Source organism: Haloferula chungangensis (assembly GCF_042664875.1).
In the GTDB taxonomy this organism is placed as follows: Bacteria; Verrucomicrobiota; Verrucomicrobiia; order Verrucomicrobiales; family Akkermansiaceae; genus Haloferula; species Haloferula chungangensis.
Genome location: NZ_JBHTBS010000016.1, coordinates 1 through 20,423 on the forward strand (window position 1 = coordinate 1; position 20,423 = coordinate 20,423).

Annotated in this window: 18 protein-coding genes; 9 read left to right on the forward strand and 9 right to left on the reverse strand. The window is 54.7% G+C overall.

The window, feature by feature from the left end; genetic code table 11:
- Positions 1 to 473: 473 nt before the first annotated feature.
- The gene (locus ACFQY0_RS19455) at positions 474 to 1,550 is read right to left on the reverse strand and encodes a hypothetical protein (protein WP_379716087.1); all 1,077 of its coding nucleotides are present in this window, start codon (positions 1,548 to 1,550) and stop codon (positions 474 to 476) included.
- A 62-nt stretch (positions 1,551 to 1,612) separates the two neighbouring features.
- Positions 1,613 to 2,545, reverse strand: a complete 933-nt coding sequence (locus tag ACFQY0_RS19460) for a hypothetical protein (protein ID WP_379716090.1) — start codon at positions 2,543 to 2,545, stop codon at positions 1,613 to 1,615.
- Positions 2,546 to 2,655: 110 nt separating this feature from the next.
- Here ACFQY0_RS19460 and ACFQY0_RS19465 point away from each other — a divergent pair, with 110 nt between their 5' ends.
- Both ACFQY0_RS19465 and ACFQY0_RS19470 read left to right on the forward strand, forming a co-directional pair.
- Positions 2,656 to 3,246: a hypothetical protein gene (locus ACFQY0_RS19465; RefSeq protein ID WP_379716093.1), complete on the forward strand. Its 591-nt coding sequence runs from the start codon at positions 2,656 to 2,658 to the stop codon at positions 3,244 to 3,246.
- Between the two features lie 553 nt (positions 3,247 to 3,799).
- Positions 3,800 to 5,128, forward strand: coding sequence for a beta-1,6-N-acetylglucosaminyltransferase (locus ACFQY0_RS19470; RefSeq protein ID WP_379716096.1), 1,329 nt, complete (start codon positions 3,800 to 3,802; stop codon positions 5,126 to 5,128).
- Between the two features lie 157 nt (positions 5,129 to 5,285).
- On the opposite strand, the gene ACFQY0_RS19475 is transcribed toward ACFQY0_RS19470, so the two are convergent.
- The gene (locus ACFQY0_RS19475) at positions 5,286 to 6,566 is read right to left on the reverse strand and encodes an alpha-1,2-fucosyltransferase (RefSeq protein WP_379716099.1); all 1,281 of its coding nucleotides are present in this window, start codon (positions 6,564 to 6,566) and stop codon (positions 5,286 to 5,288) included.
- Between the two features lie 509 nt (positions 6,567 to 7,075).
- Positions 7,076 to 7,951, reverse strand: a complete 876-nt coding sequence (locus ACFQY0_RS19480) for a hypothetical protein (RefSeq protein WP_379716101.1) — start codon at positions 7,949 to 7,951, stop codon at positions 7,076 to 7,078.
- A gap of 70 nt (positions 7,952 to 8,021) precedes the next feature.
- Between ACFQY0_RS19480 and ACFQY0_RS19485 the strand changes: the two genes are divergently transcribed.
- On the forward strand, positions 8,022 to 9,569 hold the full coding sequence (locus ACFQY0_RS19485) for a glycosyltransferase family 25 protein (protein ID WP_379716104.1): 1,548 nt from the start codon (positions 8,022 to 8,024) through the stop codon (positions 9,567 to 9,569).
- Positions 9,570 to 9,611: 42 nt separating this feature from the next.
- Here ACFQY0_RS19485 and ACFQY0_RS19490 read toward each other — a convergent pair whose 3' ends face one another.
- Positions 9,612 to 10,529 (reverse strand): nodulation protein NodZ, encoded by a 918-nt coding sequence (locus ACFQY0_RS19490; RefSeq protein WP_379716107.1) that lies wholly within the window; start codon positions 10,527 to 10,529, stop codon positions 9,612 to 9,614.
- Between the two features lie 257 nt (positions 10,530 to 10,786).
- Positions 10,787 to 11,425 (reverse strand): hypothetical protein, encoded by a 639-nt coding sequence (locus ACFQY0_RS19495; protein ID WP_379716110.1) that lies wholly within the window; start codon positions 11,423 to 11,425, stop codon positions 10,787 to 10,789.
- A gap of 269 nt (positions 11,426 to 11,694) precedes the next feature.
- Between ACFQY0_RS19495 and ACFQY0_RS19500 the strand changes: the two genes are divergently transcribed.
- Positions 11,695 to 11,880, forward strand: coding sequence for a hypothetical protein (locus tag ACFQY0_RS19500; protein ID WP_379716113.1), 186 nt, complete (start codon positions 11,695 to 11,697; stop codon positions 11,878 to 11,880).
- 70 nt (positions 11,881 to 11,950) lie between these two features.
- Here ACFQY0_RS19500 and ahcY read toward each other — a convergent pair whose 3' ends face one another.
- The 3 genes from ahcY to metK form a co-directional block, all read right to left on the reverse strand.
- Positions 11,951 to 13,381 carry an adenosylhomocysteinase gene (ahcY, locus tag ACFQY0_RS19505; protein ID WP_379716116.1) on the reverse strand — a complete coding sequence of 477 codons (1,431 nt, stop codon included), beginning with the start codon at positions 13,379 to 13,381 and terminating at the stop codon, positions 11,951 to 11,953.
- A 74-nt stretch (positions 13,382 to 13,455) separates the two neighbouring features.
- Positions 13,456 to 13,833 carry a four helix bundle protein gene (locus ACFQY0_RS19510; RefSeq protein ID WP_379716119.1) on the reverse strand — a complete coding sequence of 126 codons (378 nt, stop codon included), beginning with the start codon at positions 13,831 to 13,833 and terminating at the stop codon, positions 13,456 to 13,458.
- Positions 13,834 to 13,886: 53 nt separating this feature from the next.
- Complete coding sequence (gene metK / locus ACFQY0_RS19515) at positions 13,887 to 15,080, reverse strand: methionine adenosyltransferase (protein WP_379716122.1); 1,194 nt, start codon at positions 15,078 to 15,080, stop codon at positions 13,887 to 13,889.
- Between the two features lie 56 nt (positions 15,081 to 15,136).
- Between metK and ACFQY0_RS19520 the strand changes: the two genes are divergently transcribed.
- The 5 genes from ACFQY0_RS19520 (at position 15,137) to ACFQY0_RS19540 (ending at position 20,401) form a co-directional block, all read left to right on the forward strand.
- Entirely contained in the window at positions 15,137 to 16,057 is a 921-nt protein-coding gene (locus ACFQY0_RS19520; protein WP_379716125.1) for an ArsR/SmtB family transcription factor, read from the forward strand.
- A 40-nt stretch (positions 16,058 to 16,097) separates the two neighbouring features.
- Positions 16,098 to 16,955, forward strand: a complete 858-nt coding sequence (locus ACFQY0_RS19525; RefSeq protein WP_379716128.1) for a phosphodiester glycosidase family protein — start codon at positions 16,098 to 16,100, stop codon at positions 16,953 to 16,955.
- Positions 16,956 to 17,107: 152 nt separating this feature from the next.
- Complete coding sequence (locus ACFQY0_RS19530; RefSeq protein ID WP_379716131.1) at positions 17,108 to 17,500, forward strand: hypothetical protein; 393 nt, start codon at positions 17,108 to 17,110, stop codon at positions 17,498 to 17,500.
- A gap of 235 nt (positions 17,501 to 17,735) precedes the next feature.
- Positions 17,736 to 18,851, forward strand: a complete 1,116-nt coding sequence (gene ychF, locus ACFQY0_RS19535) for a redox-regulated ATPase YchF (protein ID WP_379716134.1) — start codon at positions 17,736 to 17,738, stop codon at positions 18,849 to 18,851.
- Between the two features lie 71 nt (positions 18,852 to 18,922).
- Positions 18,923 to 20,401, forward strand: coding sequence for a S1C family serine protease (locus ACFQY0_RS19540; RefSeq protein WP_379716137.1), 1,479 nt, complete (start codon positions 18,923 to 18,925; stop codon positions 20,399 to 20,401).
- Positions 20,402 to 20,423 lie beyond the last annotated feature (22 nt).

Genomic DNA, 20,423 nt, shown 5'->3' on the forward strand with positions numbered 1-20,423 from the left:
CGTCGTGAACCCAGAGCCAAGAAGAAACGGCCGAAACCCTTCAGCTATCTGACGGCTCCGAGAGCGGAATACCGGGACCTCCCTCATCGAGGAAAACCCCGGTCTCTCGCTTAAAACAGTGCCATTCGGATCTAGCTCTTTTTTGCTCGCTCATGCTATTATTTAAACGCGGGATTTAAGAAAATCGAGTCTTACATTACAAATCAACCGTTCGGTCGCAAACCACTGTTTGCCTGGCATCTTTTTTTGCTTCCCCCGCCGAAATCCGCCCGGAATCGGAGCTGTCGGGAGACCTGCCTTTTCGACCAATCACTTGCTTCCTCCTTGGTTTTCATGATGTTGCGAGCTTCCTACCAAAATTGTTTTGCCCCGTCAAACCACTGTTTGCCTAGCATCTTTTTGTACCAAGTTTCGAAGCCGTCCCACCCGGAATCTCATCCAGCTCTCCGCGATTCCGGGTTTTCAACAGGCTGCTAAGGGTTCTCTAAAATGGCCTTCCATTCCAATTCTGAAGCCTTGTCTCCTGAACGCCTACAAAATTCAATTATTGCTTTTATTCCGAGTGTTCTACTGTCGCCTCCTTTCATTTCACGAATACTCTTAGAGGCAGAGCCGGGTTCCTCGGAAATCCATGCCTCAAAAGCAGAGGATATAAGAAATCCCTGCCCTTCAAATTTCTGCATACTTGCAATGTGTGAAATTGTGTCAGCTGGTCCATTTTCCTCGAAGAGGGATGCAATCAATTGCCCTTTTACTTCTTTCAGAAAACTTGGATCATTCTCGGAAAACTTGAGCGCACTCCGCAAGGCTGCGTCTGGGCTATTCGATATCATTCCGTTTACAAATGCCTCCTTTTCAAGCGCATTCAGGTTTCTAACTACTTTTGTGTTGGGGTCGGTCAAGTCTGAGGCCCCAAGGGAATAAGCAAATCTTGTTCTTGCGGTTGTCAATGCTTCACCTCGAATATCACTGGATTCCAGCGTTCGGACTATTTTTTCGTTTTCCTGAACGGTAGATGCGTTAAGTGCATGCACTAAGCTTACAATATCTTCAGGATAGAGCTGAGCAAGGTTGGGTCCAATTTTGACAAAGTCGTCTGAGCTGAACTCCCGACCTACAGACCACATGCACTCCTTTCTTAGGTTTCCAGCTCCTAATGAATTAGTAATTTCAAATGCCTCCAAAGGGTCAATTTTTGCCAATTCAGAGACTGATGCACGAAGTAGAATCTTTTGCTTGCTAAATGGGAGGCTTAATATTAGCTCGCAAGCCTTTTTAGGATCTTTGTAATTTAAATTTTGGAAAATTGCGATCAGCTCCTCGGTGGTGGCAGTTTTCAATATATCTGCCGTCCTTTCCTCATCAGCAAGTTCGGATCGCGAGAGTGAAATCCTTGGTCCTGCGCTACTATCGCTGATTAGCTTCGACTTTTTATCACGTAATGTATCATTACCGTTATTTAATTCGGCGTCATGTTTCGGAATGTCATGCTTATTGCAGGCACACAAACAGAATGCAGCGATGAGTAAGAAGACGTTGTAGGATTTCATAATTGGCCTAAAAAGCCCGTAAGCAGGAATGGTATTCCGTTGTGATTTTAGTCGGGTACGCATTAGTCTTTAATCGCTACAAATCCCAGGCCCATACTGGTTGTTATTTCAGTTATCTTAACGGTTGTTCCTTCGCCCGGAGGGGCCGTTACGTTAACATCAATCGAAATTTGGGTAGGGGGAGTATAGCTTATTTTGAAACTACTTGGTGAAACAGGTAGCATTTCTTTGATTATTCCCGCTACTATGACAGCCTGATAAGAGTGAGAGGATGCTTGGTCTCCATTTACTGGATTTGAGCGAACAGCGAGGATTAATTTATACTGCTCCGTACTATTCGCGTAAAACTCCTCGTGATCGTCAACGGGGTTGTGAGAGATCTTACACTGCTGTATTTCTGTTCCATTCGGGAAATGGAAGGGAACTAGGGTCTCTTGGAGTGTCACTGTGCCACTGCTACCCGCTTGTCCTGAAAATCCCGCGTCAGCCACGAGGGTTCCGTAATACTGTCCTCCATAAACCATGTAGTCTTCTTGACCGTTTGAGGGAAAGTTCACAGGTATTGCTCCTGGGTTTGATCGCACTTGGGCAAGGAAAGTGATTCCGAAATCCCAAGCTTCTTTTTTGGTGCCCACTAGATCGGTCGGATGCTTTGGGTTTGGAGTGCATTGCCATCTGGTTGTTAGTAGGTGTTGAGACCCGTTGATCGTAACTAGCGCTGACTTCCAATTCCATCCATATTTCGACTTGGCACCTTGGGTCGCTTGGTTTGCGCCGTCTCCTGGATTTGAGCTGTCTAATTTGATCAGCCAGCTACCGTCTGATTCGTCGGCAGCAGTAGCTGAGGTTGTGGAGAGGTTCCAAGCTCCTATGCTGGCAACTGTCGCCCCGCCGGTTCTTTTAATAAACAGCCTTCTGGTCACTCCACCACCAGCAACTCCATCAAACGCTTGACTTAAACGAACGGGGGGCGGTAGGAAATTAGATGTGTTCATGCTGGAGCGTATGAAATACTCCCGAATAAAGTTGGCAAGCCAATTTTTCTTCCGACTCACAATTCGCTACAGCTAGGGATGGCTTGTGCTGAAATTCGCTCAAATTAACGATGGACGCTCAAATTCTAAGTGTAGCCCTCGAAGTGAAGGCATCTAGGCAGTGGAGGGCTAGCTGGAAGCTGTGGGCGGCTTCGTTGTTGAGGGATGGAGAGATCGCGATCGGACGGAGTTTTCCGGAGGCATTTTTTCCCGTCCCGAGGGAGGGCTTGGGGGAGGTGGAATTGCAAACGCGGGCGGAGATAATGGGTGGCGGGGATTCGGATTTGAGGGTTGCCGGAAGGGCGAGACTTCACCAGTTTGCGAGGGAGAACTCCAGACCAGCGAGCTGGGTCGTTCTCGCAGATGCCGATTGCTTGGCGCTGAGAAATCTTGATCATTTACTAATTGATGAGGGCGAGCTTCTGGTGGCTCGGTCCGGGATAGGCTACGATCCGGGTTTTGTGGCAGTGAGTGGTGAGCGTCTGGGCGAATATTTGGATATGGTTGAGGTGTTGGAATTGAATGGTGTGGTTAGCTCCGGGAAGTTCGCTGTGGCCGAGTTCGAGCGAGGGGAGGTGCTCCGAGCTGGGGATCCGGGGGTGACAGTCGAGGATTTGGCCAATGCGGCGGTGATGCATTTTGGTGGACCTAGCCGGAGATGAAGCAGAAGTCAGCCTTCGCCTTTCACATGATGGCGGTGTATGGAGACAGGGATGGCTTGTTTTTCGACATGCTTGAGTCGTCGAGGGGGAATTGATGAACCTCGGAATTCACCGAATACACGGAAAATTGATGGGGTTGGGGACCTGTGGGGTTGTGCTCTGGGCCAGATGAGAGGTTTCTTCAATCAGTCTGGAATTCTGTGTATTTTGAGTGTTCCGTGGTTTTTGTTCTTGTTTCCATAGGCCGTCAGGATTTTGGACCGCTTGGTGGTGAGAAATTGTAATAACATTGGTTGTCATGGATTTTGAGAAGACGTTTCCAGAGCGATTCTGGATCAATTTGGGACGCCGGGGGGATCGTCGAGGGGAATTTGAACGGAAGCTTTTGCAAACCGGGATCACGGCGGAGAGATTCCCGGCGGTGGATGCGCGTTTTGTGGAGCGGATGTCGCTAGAGAAAGGGAAGGAGGAGGCCAGTGACGGGGATGTAAACCTATTCGTCGGGGAGCCGCCCGCTCCAAGCATCCAGAGATTGACTGCATTTTCCCCACTAGTGAGGGGCTACGAGTCAGGAGGTCGCTACGCTTTGGCGCTGACGAAAAGGTTGGCGGTGCGGCGGGCGCGGCAGCGGGGGGCGGAGGCGGTATTACTGCTTGAGGACGATTGCGTGCTCCATCCCAACCTACTGGGTCTTCTGGAGATGATGGAGCTACCGGAGGATTGGGGGATTCTGTATCTTGGTTGCGCCCATCATCTGGAGCCAGAGCCTGCGGCACCCGGGCTGGTTCGGATCAAGAAACATGGAGTGGTGGATAACCACGCAGTGGCGATCCATTCCCGCTATTACGATCAGGTACTTCGAGCGATGGATGCTCATGGAAAGCCTGATCCCGGGCATCCGAGGGCCTCGGATCGATATTTGGCGGCGCTGGCAGATGAGATCCCGAGCTACGCCTGTTTCCCTAATCTGGCTTGGCAGGCGGTCGAGGATTCGGACCTGGCGGGGATGAAATATTCCTCCTACGAGAAGGGAGGCACCCAAAAGCAACTGCACGATCTGATCGAGCGCACTTGGGAGCGGATGTATGGGCGCGGGGACAGATATGTCCGCAAAGAAGGGGACTCAAAGCTTGCGCTGATGTTCCTGACCCGGGGTGATGTGAATCTACCCCGAGTTTGGGAGGGCTATGTAGCGGCTGCGCCGGAGAGAGTCAGGGTTTTCAGCCACCCGAAGGATCCTCAGGCGGTTGAGAGTGGCTTTCTTGATGGCAGCGTGATCGATGAGCATTTTGAAACGGAATGGGGATCGATCTCGCTAGTGCAGGCGACCCTGGCGATGCTACGGGAAGCGCTTGAGGACGAAAGCATGACGCATTTCGTCCTTCTCTCCGAGAGCTGTGTGCCGGTACGCCCACTGCCGGAAATTCTCCGCGAGCTGGATTGGAATCCGAAGCCGAGGTTCAAAAGCAGGACACTCAGCGAAACCGGCCAACGACAGGTAAGCCGGGCTACCGCATTGCCGGAGGTTCCCAACGACTGCTGGCGCTTTCAGTCCCAGTGGTGGTTGCTCGACCGGATCGCCGCGAATTGGGTGGCGAGGGCGGATTACACGGAAGTCTTTGAACGAATGGAGATTCCGGATGAGGCGTATTTTTCTACAGTACTCTGTCTTCTGGGATATCCGGTCGATGACTGGAGCACCAACAACCCTGTGACGTGGTCGCATTGGGAGAAGGATGCCGGGCGACCCACGGAGTATGAGAAGATCACCATGGAGATGATGGAGAAGATCCTTGAGAGTGGATCATGGTTCGCCCGGAAGTTCCCAGTCGGAGCGGATATTGGGAAGTATGGGCTGCATCTGCCTGCGCGGGCGCCTTGATGGGACGTTTGGTTTGATTAAGCAGGGCAAGATGTGAAACCTCAGATGGAAGGTGATATGCGCGAAAATCAGGTTTGAAGACGGCGCACTAGGTGCCCGAGATCTGCCTTAGTCCAGCTCCTGCCAACATTGCAAACTTTCCCTCCCGTCGGACAGGTCAAATTGAACAGTTTGAGATTAATGATGTTTCCGCAAAAACCACCCTATCCACTCCACTCAACCAAGCCGCCCACCAACCTACAGCACTATCCCCAACAATAGCCCCCTCACAGGACTGCAGCTTCGAGAAGGAGTCCATTTCTGACAACTCCAGCAAGACCTCCACATCCGCTCGCCCGCCAAACATCCGCCTGCACAACTCAGGGCGATCCGAAAAAACCACAAACACCGGCCTATCGAACTCCTCACGCATCCGGTCCATAGCCCCCAGATAATTGTCGACGTTTATCGGTTCGCCACTTGGACCTTCCAGCCCTTCCTCAAGCGACATATGAACCGCCACCCTCGGCCCGCAGTTCCGTAACCCCGGTATCGCCTGTGGTTTGTAAAACTTTTCCCTAATGTCAGCCGAAACAGACAAAAAGAATCGCTCATCCTGAAAGTCCCCCTCCAACCAAACGGGATCGTCCGGGCACTCCCTCAATTCGGCAAAGATCTCTTCTTGCACACCCTCTTCGTAGCGCTCATGCCACACAATCTCTGACTTTCTCCTGGGTGGATTCCCCATCCGCGAAACTCCAAACGGCGCAAGACCAAACACCCCATCCAAACCCTCATGCACTGCATGAAGCTCCCCACCTACCGCCTTAGCCAAGGCCATGCCAAAAGCATAGGTAAACAGCTGGCTACCAAGTCCCCCCTTCAAATAGACAATGATCCTCCGTTGCGCATCCAAACGATAAAACAAGGACTCAGGCCTGTTCTTGATGTGCTTCAGTTGAGTGGGCACAAAGTGCTCCTCCAGTCCATCACTCCATTTTACGGCCATGGAGCCATCGACCTCGGTCCGGTACTTGGCAGCCGCCGTGGAGCCCGCTCTCTTCAACACTTGATTAGGGTAGAGTAATACCCAATCACTCCAATCTTGGGCAAAGAAGTAACAAAGGTTGTCCGCCTCAGATACTCGGACCATCTTCCGGATCGATACTCGGTGGGGATTGGGCTCTGCCCCCCCGAACTCATGCTTCCTCCCCAGTCGCAGATAGGTATGAGACATTTCCGGATGAATGTAGAGCGCCGCAGTGGCAATGTTTGAAACCGAATGAATCAGATGCTGGCATCGAGACATGATAAGGGCGTCCACCAAACAGTTCACGGCATCTTCCACCGTTTGAACCCGACTCTTGTGGTACTCCTGCTTCATGCCATCGGATCGCCCAATTGCCCGAACCATCACTCGATCACCAAAGCGGGATTTGAAACGCTCAACGGCTTCCACGTTGTCAGTCGCGAGATAGAGCCTCCCTCGGTGGCGGGATGCCGCTTCCGTGTATTCCTCCAAAGTGGGCGCTGCTTTCCCAGCGCATTCCGCCCCAATCCTTAAGTTCCGGATATGAACAGCCGTCACGGGCTCCTCCCAATCTCCACAAAACTCGTCCACCGCTTCACAAATCGAAGGCAACACTCTCAACTTCTGCCAACATTCGTGAAGATCCCACCTCCACCCATCTTCCCTGAGATAAAGCTGATCCGCATGACTGCCGGTATAGCGATTGTGAGGCCACCGACACACAACGTTGTCCGATTCCCGGTGCCTCTCGTCTTGAAAAAACAATGAATCGAAGAGATTACTCCCGTCAGGCGGTCCATAAATTGTCCCTTCTCGACCGCTCCCATCCTTCCTCCAATCGACATAAAAGTCGGCGTGCCCCAGCCTGTCGATTTGCGTAATCACAAAGTTAATCTGGCTGAAGAGTCCAGGTTTCGGAGCATGAGGTAAAAGTCTCATTACGACACAAGGGAGTTGTTCTGATAAACGGAATCCCAACGCAGGCGCTTCTCTTCGGAGAAATACTGTTCCAGAAACCTGAGCCGATCCTCGGAAACCTCATTAAGGCTCGTAGGTTTCCTGATCTTCTCCGCTCCCTCCGCCGCATGGGTCTCGTCAATCTCCCACCACTGGGCAAGGGCCTTAAGGCAGGTCAACGGATCCTCCACAAGCCGTTCAAATGCCAAGGTCCTGTAACTGGACTCGGGAAGGGAACCGACTTGCTCCGCGATGTATTGATGCGTGGTCTCCGCCAGTTCCGCCTCAAATTGAAGATCCGAAGAAAAACCTCTACTTAACGTGCTGTTCACCGTCAAAATCGGTGACCGGTGAAGCACAAGGATCTTCATCGGAAGACCCTCCAGCAATCGAAGCATCTCCGCAATGTCCGGTCGCCGCAAGGGGCCCCGCCTCGACTTGGGGGAAGCAAACCGTGACCAAACATTACCCACTCCGCCGTAGGGGAACGACGTATCCTCGAAAATCGCTCGCACACCCGAAGCACAATACTGGGCCACCAGCGAGCGAAAGGCTCCCTGAATCGCCTTTCGCGGCAACCTTGGTAGATGGGCATCCCACATTCTCACCCAAAGCGGATAGTGCGGCCCTTTGTCCAATACATCCGGTCGTTTCAAATATCGATCAAATGCATGACGCAGGGCATGATGCCCCGTCCCTTCCCCCCCAATCACCCAATGCAAACAAAGAGATGAACGGCTCTCCTCAGTCTCTCCTCCCATCGAGCCAGTATCTATCCTCAAATTCGCATCCATGGTCGTTGGAGAGGAGTCATTAATCATCTTGATGACGTTGATTGACGATACATCCAAGGTCACACTTCACTAGGAAAAATGTTGGAAAATTGATTTGTTCTCCGACAATGGCCCACAGACCCTAAAGTGATCGATGAAATTCTCTGAAACATTCCCCCTTCGCTACTACATGAACCTTGGACGCCGACAGGATCGGCGCTGCGAGGCGGAGTTTCAGTTCGAGAGTGTGGAGCTGATGGTCGAACGTTTCGCGGCCATTGACGCCCGGTGGGTAAAACACTCCAGAGGCTACCGCACCAAAGGCAAGTACGCCTGCTCACTGACAAAAAGACTCATCATTCGACATGCGCTCCTCTCAGGTGCCGAATCCGTGTTCATCTTCGAAGACGACATCGTTCTTCATCCCAACTTCCACCAGTTGCTTGAGCAAATCGACCTCCCGGACGATTGGGGTATGCTTTTTCTTGGCGGCCAGCACGCAATCCCACCCATCGGAGTATCCAAAGGCCTCGTGCGATGCAAACATACCGTGGACAATCATGCCTTCGGGGTGCGAAGACCCTATTTCCGACAACTCCTCTCCGCTCTCCATCCCGGCCCACTCGAACAAACTCGGGAACGCCTTTCCTCTGACCGCCAAATTGCTCAATTGCAGGCAAATATTCCAACCTACGCTGCCTTCCCGAACTTGGCTTGGCAATCCGTCGGCCTCTCAAATTTATTGGACCGCAAATACTCAAACTACGATATCGACGGCGACCAGCTCGCAGGAGCACGATGCCTAACAGGCGTCGCTGCTGAGATGTTTGGAGGAACACGCTACTCTGGACTGGGCAACATTATCCTATCTCATGAACCTCCAGAAAACGGAGCGCCTCGCTGGAACTTTCAGGAACCCGTACATCACCACTCCGATACACCTCCCCCCATCAAGGTCGCTATTCTCCTGGTGTCAGAGTCCCCACCCGCATTCCCCGCAGCCTGGAATTCATGGATTTCGGATGCAAGGGACGAATGCTCCATCTATGTCGCATCTGGCGAAACCAACAACCGGGAACTTGGCCCCGAACTAAATGGCGTCCAGATTCCTACGCCCGGGAATTGTATTGGGGACTTGAGAATCCGTCTAAACCTCCTGAAAGCAGCACTGATTGATCCCAACAATACACACTTCGTGTTCCTCCCTGGCGACTCCGTCCCCATCAAACCATTTTCCTCTCTTTCTAGACTCCTTCGGCTGGATCCACGAAGCAGGATTTTGAGAACCTCCTTGGCGAAGAAACGAGATTCGAATCCGCGATTCTTCGTGTCACTCAACGGCAATCCATGGATCCCACCACGCTGCTGGCAGTTCCATCCTGCCGCACTGCTCTTGGATCGAGAAGCAGCCAAAACGTTAGCCGAGGACGACTTTACCGAACTATTCGTTGAAGTCGAACGGCCTGAGGAATGCTATATCGGTACCGTTTTGGCCATGAAAGGCTTCCCATTTGACAGCCAAACCAACAACAAGGAGATTTGTTGGTCCTTGAAAACAAACTTTGATAGGCTTACCGGCAAACCCCACGAGATCGACGGGACCCTCGCTGCGCAAATGTACGTATCCCCATCGTTTTTCGCTGCCGGCCTGTCCCCTGACCACAAGATCGAAAAGCTCAACCTCCACCGCAACGAAAAGTAGCCCCCCTTTCGCCTCCAGCTTCCAGAGCTCGTGCTCTACCTTCTACTTGTTCCAAGCCGGGCTGTCCCTCCCAGCAATGTGATCACAGATGTCCCCAAAGGTCGATCCCGCTTGTCGAAGAAAAGTCTCACACTTGGCCAGCAGGTAAATATCTACAAGCGCTTCACGTGCATTCTCTAATCGATCAGGACATGTTTCATTCTTGTGTGCTGATCGACCTGCTTCGGGATACCACTTACTTGTCGTCACGATTCGACCCCCATAGCGCCTCTCAAATTCCTCCAAGACCTCAACATTGTCTGTCGCCAGAAAAATTTGATTGAGGGAATTCAGTTCATCGATTCGCTCAAAACACTGCTCCACCGGTTGCCCCGACTTTTTGTCACTGTGCCTCACATGGACACCAATCAGCTCTCCATACCGCTCAGAAAATGTGTCCACTCGATTCCTGACCTCTTCACACGGAACCAAAACCTCACCGAAAAACCATCGTAGGATCACCTTGGGGCATGTAGTCCCAAACAGTTCCATTTTGACCGGAGTGGGCAAATTGTTGATGTGGGAATTGTACCCCCACTTTACCCTGACCGGCACCGACGTCATCACATCGAAATCCTCACTTCCTCGCATTATGTTCTCTCGAACTCGCCACCTGCAGTCCAAGACTTCCTTCAGACAGCTGGATAGCTCTCCAACCGACATGTCCAGATTTCCACTCCATACTTCAGGGTAAACCTCCAAGTCTCCAATTGACTGGAGAGCAAACTTGTTAATCTCGATCCCCTTGAGTGCGAATAGGGCCTCGAACGCGTCCACACCATCATCAGAATAAACCTCATCTCTCCAGTCAATGTGGAGAGCACGCTGGCTCGCAATTGCGTACACGACTGAATAGGCCAAATACAAAAGACGATTCCCCATCCCTGCCTTGCCTTTCACGACCAAATACTTGTCTTTCACAGAATCTTGTCCGTTAAGTTTCCTCACAACGTCTCCCGAAGCACTAGTCCACTACTGAAAACAAACCCGCCTTTGCGACAAGTGCAATCATGATCTGGGAGCCGGAACCTCCTCCGCCGGAAGATGGAGACGAAACCTTCCTATATCGCCACGGCGACCAAAATTCAGGAAAAAGCGGAGCGGAAACTGTTTCTCGAAGTTCATTCCAGTGAATCAAACAAGCAGCAAATAGGCGCAAGATGAACAGGGATTTCCACTCAACTTTCAAGCATATCAAGGAACATTCCATTTTCATCCCCGTATACCCACATCATATGAAGAGCAAAGGCCAACTTGGCTTTTGCCTTCAGCGTTCCACCAGCCAAATGCACTGCCGCTGCATCAACGCAATGGAGAAGATTGGCTCCTTCATCGAAAGGCCTCACCACCTCACCTCGCTCAAATGAACCCGCTTTCCAAGAGTCCGAGCTCAGAAGCTGTTCCAGAGCTAACGCATCAATTCGCTGATTCTCTGAAAAACCTACGGTGGAGCTGGCAGCACTCCATTCCGCCGCAAATTCCGAAAGCCGATCGCCCCGTACGGCTATCAAGCCCGGATCCAGTCGTCCCTCACAGTCCTTGTTGACAAGCACATCCTCCACTCTGTTCTCAAACAGGTGATCCCAATTCCGAAGCGGCACCACATCCATGTCACTGATAACGGCCCACTGGTGCCGATTAGAATTCGCCATCGCTTCTGTCATCTTGAACCTCCATCTGATCGATGCGGACTGAACAAATTCCTCCTTGGAAAGGTCAAAACCAGGATCCACTTCGACCTCTTCCAACCCAACCCGCTCCACCGGAAACAATGGCTGGGGACTGTTCCGGAAAACATGGATCGATCCAAGAAACATGCTACGAAGAAGGGATGATACCAAAACCTTTCCCATAATTCGCCCACTTCTGCTTCCAGGAGCATCAAACGCCACGAACCCAAGGGAACAACCCGGCTCCAAATCGTCCCAAGATATCTTCTCCATTGTTGGCAAGATCACAGCTTACAAGTTCTGCAACGTCAAGCATAGGACATGAATTTCCGCGCAACTTTTCCAGAAAAAGTGGCTTTGCCGCCAGAGCTTGGATCGATCAGGAGGCGATCTGGTTTGGAAACCGAAACTCCGACATGACCATCAAGGGCGACGCCGCCCGCTCGATGGCGGTTACGTATCTTGCCGCCGCTTGCTTCTCCCACTTCCGCTGGTTCTGGGGACTCCTCCCCTCCTACCGGATCTTCACTGCGGGAATTGTCGTTTCCATGATCCTCGGACTCGGCGGCTGCGCGGGGGCGACCTACTTTGTGCTACGGTAGACATCGTAGCAAAAAAAAGACCCTGCCGGCCGCAGCCGACAGGGTCTTGGAAACTGTTTCTCTGAAGGCTTCAGTAGCGGTAGTGCTCAGGCTTGTAAGGGCCTTCGACCGGCACGCTGATGTAGTCGGCCTGCTCCTGCGTCAGTTTGGTCAGCTTGGCACCGACCTTCTCAAGGTGGAGGCGTGCGACTTCTTCGTCGAGATGCTTCGGAAGCACTTTCACTTCTCCGGCCTTGTAGCTGTCCTTGTTCTTCCACAGATCGATCTGCGCGAGCGTCTGGTTGGTGAAGCTGTTCGACATCACGAAGCTCGGGTGGCCGGTGGCGCAGCCGAGGTTCACGAGACGACCTTCGGCGAGCATGTAGATGCTGTTGCCGGTCGGGAAGCTGTATTTGTCGACCTGCGGCTTGATGTTGGTTTTCACCACACCGGCTGCCTTGTCGAGCTTGTCGATCTGGATTTCGTTGTCGAAGTGACCGATGTTACAGACGATCGCCTGATCCTTCATCTTCTCCATGTGCTCGAGACGGATGATGTCGAAGTTGCCGGTCGTGGTCACGTAGATGTCACCCCAGCCGAGTGTGTCTTCGATGGTCAGCACGCGGAATCCTTCCATGGCGGCTTGGAGCGCGCAGATCGGGTCGACTTCCGTCACGACCACCTGCGCACCTTGGGCGCGGAGTGCCTGGGCGCAGCCCTTGCCGACATCGCCGTAACCGCAGACGACTCCGACTTTTCCGGAAATCATGACGTCGGTGGCGCGCTTGATGCCGTCGACGAGTGACTCGCGGCAGCCGTAGAGATTGTCGAACTTCGACTTGGTGACCGAGTCGTTCACGTTGATCGCAGGAACGAGCAGCGTGCCGGCCTTGGCCATCTGATAGAGACGGTGGACCCCGGTGGTGGTTTCTTCCGAAACGCCCTTCCAGTCCTTCACGATCTTGGCGAAGATACCTGGCTGCTCCTTGCCGATTTTCTTGAGAAGATCCTTGATGACCTGCTCTTCGGTGCTTCCGGCCGGACCATTGACCCAGTCGGAACCGTTCTCCATTTCGTATCCCTTGTGGATCAGGAGAGTTGCATCACCACCGTCGTCGACGATCAGTTCCGGACCGAGGCCGTCAGGATTGACGAGGGCCTTCCAGGTGCACCACCAGTATTCCTCGAGCGTCTCGCCCTTCCAGGCGAAGACCGGCACACCCGAGGCGGCGATGGCCGCGGCGGCGTGGTCCTGGGTTGAGAAGATGTTGCAGGACACCCAGCGCACTTCGGCACCGAGCTCGACCAGCGTTTCGATCAGCACGGCGGTCTGAATCGTCATGTGTAGCGAGCCCATGATGCGGACTCCCTGAAGTGGCTTTTCCGGGCCATACTTGGCACGGGTCGCCATCAGACCGGGCATCTCGTGCTCGGCGATTTCGATTTCCTTGCGACCGAAGTCGGCCAGGCCGATGTCGCGGACCTTGTAGTCCTGGGTGGTTGGTTCGGTTAGAGTAGACATGATATTTTACTAGTTTGGATGTGTATTGATTTTAATGGGCCTCAAGACAGAAGACTTTAGACTGAAGACTTGAATTAGAAGAAGCTGAGGAAGAGTCCCATGAATCCGGGCCCTCGCAGGGATTTGCGGAGGCCTTCGATCATTGAGGAGATTTCGCGAGCTTCCTGGATCAGGGGTGTGGCTGTTTCTGAGGTAAAGACACCGGCCCGCTGCCCGACGTAGAGCTGAGTCCGAAGTTCGCCGGCGGAACCTTTGGCGATGGCAAGAAAGCGTCGAAACTCGCGATCGCTATCTCGCTCCGCTCCCTCCGCGATGTTCGATGGCACAGAAATACAGCTTCTGGCCATCTGATCACGGAGTGCGTAGAGCTTCACAGGATCGATCAATTCGAGCACGGAAACCGCCAGCCTGGAGCTGCGTTTCCAAACTTCAAGTTCCTCGAAATTGTGCATCGCCATCTCAACTCAAATCTTTCGTCTTCTGTCTTAGAGTCTTCCGTCTGCCGCTATTTAGCAGCCTTTTTGAGGGCTGCAGCCTTGTTGGTTTCTTCCCATGGAAGATTGCAGTCTTCCTTGCCGAAGTGACCGTAGTTGGTGGATGCCGAGTAGATCGGACGGAGAAGCTTCAGCTGCTTGACGATGTCCGCTGGCTTGAAGGAGAACACCTTCAGGACCGCGCCGAGGATCTTCTCGTCGGAAAGGGTTCCCGTTCCGAAAGTATCGACGTGCACGCTGACCGGAAGCGGGTGACCAATCGCGTAGGCAAACTGAATCTCAACCTTCTTGGCAAGACCTGCGGCGACGATGTTTTTGGCAACCCAGCGACCCATGTAGGCGGCGGAGCGGTCGACCTTCGAAGGATCCTTTCCGGAGAAAGCGCCACCACCATGACGGCCGGTGCCACCGTAGGTGTCGACGATGATCTTGCGTCCTGTTAGACCGGAGTCACCCTGAGGACCACCGATGACGAAGTTGCCGGTCGGGTTGATCAGGAACTCGGTGCGGGAATCGAGCATTCCCTTGGGAAGCACCTTCTTGATCACCTTCTCGATGCAGAAGGTCTCAATGTCGGCGTGTGGCGTACCAGCGGCGTGCTGGGTGGAGATCACGACGTTGACGATGCGGGTTGGCTTGCCGTCGACGTATTCGACGGACACCTGGGTTTTCGCGTCGGGACGGAGCCACTTCACTTTTCCCGCTTTGCGAATGCGTGTGAGCTCGCGACCCAGACGGTGCGCATACATGATGGGTGCCGGCATGAGCTCGGGAGTTTCATCACAAGCGTAACCGAACATGATGCCCTGATCGCCTGCTCCCTGCTCGGCATGCTTCTTGCCTTCAGCCTTCTTCGCGTCCACTCCCTGAGCGATGTCAGGAGACTGCGTCGTGAGGTAGTTGTTGATGAAAACCTTGTCGGCGTGGAAGACGTCATCGTCGTTCGTGTAACCAATGCCTTCGATCGCCTTGCGAATCACGGTGTCGAGATCGATCACCGTGCCGATCGATTTCTGGCCGATCTTGGGAATCGTCACTTCACCGCCGATCACGACGACGTTTGACTTCACGAAGGTTTCACAAGCAACGCGCGACTGCGGATCAACCGCAAGGCAGGCGTCAAGGATGGCGTCGGAAATGGTGTCACAGACCTTGTCTGGGTGACCTTCGCCGACGGACTCGGAGGAGAAAATGTAGGAACTCATAGGTGTTTCGTTTTTCGTATCGTCAAATCGTGATGCGTTGATGTATTAGTCCCTGCATGCCGTCAATGCTGAAATCCCTGAAGCTTCTGGCCGATCCGACCCGCCTGCGAATCCTGCTGTTACTCGAGCAGGAGTCGCTCAGTGTGGCCGACCTCCAGGAGCTGCTCGGGATGGGTCAAAGCCGTATTTCCACCCAACTATCCCAGCTCAAGACCGAGGGTCTGGTCAGCGATGAACGGAGTGGAAAGAACAACATCTACCGTTCCTTCATGGCCCCCGAGCTTGCCGCACTGGCTGAGAAGGCGGCGGCGGAGATTCCGGAAGTCGCCAAGGATGCCACCGCGCTTCGCCACCTCCAACGCAAGCGTCAGGATCTCGCCCGGGGCTATTTCGACGAACTCGCAGGGAAGTTCGGTCGGGACTATGTCCCGGGCCGTTCGTGGAAAGGACTCGCCGAGGCGCTTATTAAAGTGATGGCCAGCGGCACGGTCGCCGATCTTGGAGCCGGAGAAGGCACGCTCTCCCAGCTTCTGGCTCAACGCGCCGAGAAGGTGATCGCCGTCGATCTCTCCCCAAAAATGGTCGAGTTCGGCTCCGAGCTCGCGAAAAAGAACGGCCTCAGCAACCTTGAATACCGGCTCGGCGATCTGGAAAAGCCGCCGCTTGACGACGCCTCGATCGATCTGGCTGTGCTGAGTCAGGCGCTTCACCACGCGGCTCATCCGGATAAGGCCGTCGCCGCTGCCTACCGCGCCCTCAAGCCTGGCGCGCGGCTGATCATTCTCGATCTCGTTCAACACAACTTCGAACAAGCCCGCGAGCTCTACGCCGACACCTGGCTGGGGTTTGGCGAGGGTGAGCTGGCCTCGATGCTCGAAAATGCGGGCTTCGTTCAGATTGAAACCGCCATCGTTGATCGGGAAGCGGAGCCCCCTCACTTTCAAACGCTGCTCGCCGTCGCCCGAAAGCAGGCGTGAAGGATTTGCACGAATCGTCCCCTCTCGTTCCGCTACCGACATGATGCGACTCCTCCTTTTCCTCCTTCCGCTGGCCATCGTTTCCTGTTCCGCACCATCCCCCCAATCGCCGAGCAATCTTCAAGCACCCGCGAGAACCGAATCATCCGCTCAGGTCGACATTCAGAAAGCCGAAGTCGCTCAAGCCGCCAGCCCGGCACCGATACAGCCCCCGGGTCCCGTCTCCTCGCCCGCCTTGATCCGCACCCAGCTGGACGGCATCGCCATTGACGCCATCGCCTTCGATTCCCGCACCCACTACCTCGCCGTGGTCGATCAGCCGGGCGGTCCCGGATCCAAGTGGCCGGACTGCCGGGCGGCCGGTCAGGCAACGAAGGCGATCGCGGCCATCAATGCCGGCTTTTTCACTCCTGAAGGAACGCCGCTAGGCAAGCTGATCGCCGATGGAGATAGCACGGGAATCCTCAATCGCGCGTCCTCCCTCGGTGCCGGATTCTTTGTTCTCAGCAAAGGCGGAAGCATGGAACTGGTTCGGCGCGAGCGCTTCACGGGAGGCAACCAGGCCCTCCAATCCGGGCCCTTCCTCGTCGAGCATGATCGCGCTGTCGGCGGGCTTTCTGAAAAACAGTCGTCCGCCCGCTGCTTTGTGGCTTCCGATGGAGTGAACGGTTGGATCATCGCGCGCACGGGTGCCTGCTCATTGCGTTCGCTGGCAGCTGCGCTCGCCGGTCAATCGATCGGCCCGGTCAGCCTGGACACCGTCCTCAATCTCGACGGTGGCCGATCCTCGGAAATCTGGGCGTCCTCCTCCGTCTCGAACGGCCCCTACTTTGATCGCCCCTTCTGGAACAAACCGGTCCGCAACTTCCTTGTGCTCCGTCCCTTGGGCACGAACTGAGGGGAGACATTACGGATATCTTAAGGACGAAAATCGGCTCCTAACAGGCCGCCAAGCCAGTTGACCTCTGAGAAAATCTTGGCTAGTTATCTGCCATTCCAGCGACCGCGGAACGATCTTGTGCGACCACGGCACAGCATCTGATTTACCTTATGAAAGTGCTCCTCCCCACACTGAAAGGCATCACCACACTTGGTGCCACGATTCTCATGGCCTCGTGCGGCCCGATGGACTCGGTGAAGACAGGAACCACCGCGGGCATGGAAAAAGTCGGCGCAGGATTCGGAAAAGTCGGCAGCGGCATTGGCAGCGGATTCGGGAAAGTCGCCGAGTTCACCATGTCCCCCTTCGGTCCCCGGGTGCCGGTTGTGGAAGCGCGCGAAGACGAACTCAAGGAACTCCCTTCAGGCGAAGACCAGGCGATTGCCTACCAGCAAAAACAGAATAGCTTCTGGAGCTTCCTCGGTCCCATCAATTTCAAGGAACCTGCCCTCCCCGACGACAGCGGAGCCATGGACGGCGGCTTGCTGCCACCCCTTGAGTGATTTTTGGCGACGATGCGCCCCGAACCTACGCTCGTTTGCCTGCACGAATCTTCGGGATCGCTCGCTGCGGCATTTGCCGGGCACTCGGCGGGACGAAAGAATGCCGATCGGCACCCCGCCACCCGCCGTCGATGCCTGTCACGATCGGCAGGCGGATTTCGTTCGAAGGATTCTTTCTTAAAGCACCGGGAATTTTCTCGCTCCCCAGCGCCCTCTCCCCTAAGCCTCGGCCGCCATGCTTAAGGCCGGAATCGTAGGACTGCCAAACGTCGGGAAATCGACCCTCTTCAATGCTGTTACCCGCACACGCAATGCGGAGGCCGCCAACTATCCCTTCTGCACGATCGACCCGAATGTCGGTGTCGTCACCGTGCCGGACGAGCGACTCGCCGTGCTCTCGAAGATCTCCGGCTCCAAAAAGCTGGTGCCCACCGCGATCGAGTTCGTCGACATCGCCGGTCTTGTCGAGGGTGCTTCCGAAGGTGCCGGTCTCGGCAACAAGTTCCTCGCCAACATTCGTGAGACCGATGCGATCGTGCAGGTCGTCCGTTGTTTCGAAAACGACGACATCATTCACGAGCTCGGATCCGTTGACCCGGTCCGCGACATCGAAATCATCAACTCCGAATTGATTCTTGCCGACATCGCCGCACTGGAGAAGCGCCGTCAATCGCGCGACAAGAAAGCCAAAAGCGGAGACAAGGAATCGAAGGCTGAAGTCGAACTCATCGACAAACTGCTTCCGAAACTGAACGAAGGCATCCCTGCGATCCTGATCGATCTGAGCGACGACGAGCGCCTACTGCTGAAGGAATTTTTCCTGCTCTCCTCCAAGCGCACCATTTACGCCTGCAACGTCAACGAAGGCGATCTGGGTGAAGCACAGAAGGACCCCGACTCCCATCCCCTCGTCTCCAAAGTTCGTGCCTATGCCGCCGAAGCCCATGGCGCCGAAGCCGTCGTCATTTCCGCCAACATCGAAGAAGAGCTCATCGATCTGGAACCCGAAGAAGCGGCCGAGTTTCTCGCCGACATGGGAGTCAGCGATTCCGGAGTCTCCACCTTGATCAAAGGCGTCTATCACCTTCTCGGTCTGCGCACCTATCTGACCACCGGTGTCCAGGAAACGCGCGCCTGGACCATTGTCGAGGGCGACAAAGCTCCTGCCGCTGCCGGCGTCATCCACACCGACTTCGAGCGTGGCTTCATCGCCGCTGAAGTCGTCCACTACGATGACCTCGTCGCCGGTGGCAACAAGGCCGCCGCACGGGAGGCAGGAAAGCTGCGCATCGAAGGCAAGGAGTATGTCGTCAAGGATGGCGATGTGATCGAGTTCCGCTTCAATGTCTGAGGCGGGCTTCTGATTTCGTCACCCTCGCCATTCGTCTTGCACCGGCGAGATTCCCTCGTAGCCTCGCGCCAATGCTTGCGCGTCTCTTCGCCCTACTTTCGGCCCTGCTGTTTCTCCCCCTCGCTGCCCAGACGGCGATTCCCGATACTCCGGCCGGGACTCCATCAGATATCTATCGCTCCGTCGTGCGGATCGAATCGGCGGTGCAGGTCCCGGACTATGCCACGCCATGGAACAGCGGGCGCTACGGCGGAGGAATCGGCACCGGCTTCCTGGTCGGCAAAAACCGCTTCCTGACCAACGCCCACGTCGTCTCGAATTCCCGACGCCTGCTCATCACGATTCACGGCAGCCCGGTCAAGTACCCGGCCAAAGTCGAATTCATCGCCCACGACTGCGACCTCGCGCTGCTGTCGGTCGAAGACTTCACCGACTTCGAAAACTTCCCCGTATTTGAAATCGACGGTGTTCCGGAACTCGAGAGTCAGGTCCGAGTCATCGGCTACCCCATCGGTGGTGAACGTCTTTCGGTCACCCGCGGGGTGGTCTCCCGGATTGATTTCTCGGCCTATTCCCACTCGCGTGCAGACCAGCACCTGATCATTCAGATTGATGCCGCTATCAACCCCGGCAACTCCGGTGGACCGGTGGTGCAGAACGGCAAAGTCGTCGGCGTGGCCTTCCAGGGGCTCCGCGAAGCCGACAATACCGGCTACATCATTCCCACACCCGTCGTCCGCCGCTTCCTCAAGGACATCGAGGACGGCAGCTATGATCACTACGTCGACCTCGCCGTCTCCACCTTTCCGCTCTACAACGATGCGATGCGCCGAGCCCTCCAGCTCCCGAGAAACGGCGTGGGCGTGCTCGTGACCAATGTCATTCCCCATGGTTCCTGCGACGGAATCCTCAAGCCCGGCGACATCCTCTTCTCCATCGATGGCAACGCCATCGACAGTGCCGGACAGATCCTCATCGATGGAGCGAAAGTGGATCTCAATGAGATCGTCGAGCGCAAATTTGCCGGCGATAAAGTCCTGCTCCGTTACCTTTCGGAAGGCACCTGGCACGATCAGGACGTCGAGCTCAAAACCCTTCCCCAGAACCGGATGTATGCCATCCAGTATGAAAAGAAGCCGCGCTACATCGTTTACGCGGGTCTCGTGTTTCAACCGCTCGACACCAATCTCTTCGCGACCAAGAGCTTTTCCGACATCAATGTCCGCCGTCTCTATCAAGACTACCTGCCCAAGGGGATCTTTACCGAACGCGAAGACATTGTGGTGCTCACACGAATCGAGAGCGATCCGATCAACAGCCAGATGACTGGATTCACGGGACTCGCCGTGGACACGATCAACGGCGTCAAGGTGACCAACCTCAAGCAGGCCAACCAACTCCTCAATGCGGAGACGCCGCCCGAGTTTCACGTCATCGAGCTCTTCGGTGGCTCGAGACCCCTGATCATTCCGACCGGAAAAGTCGCCGAAGCCAACGAGCGGATCCAGCGGATCTACGCCATCGACCACCTCTCCAATCTCGAAGACTGAGATCCCTGCTTTCCAGCCCCAG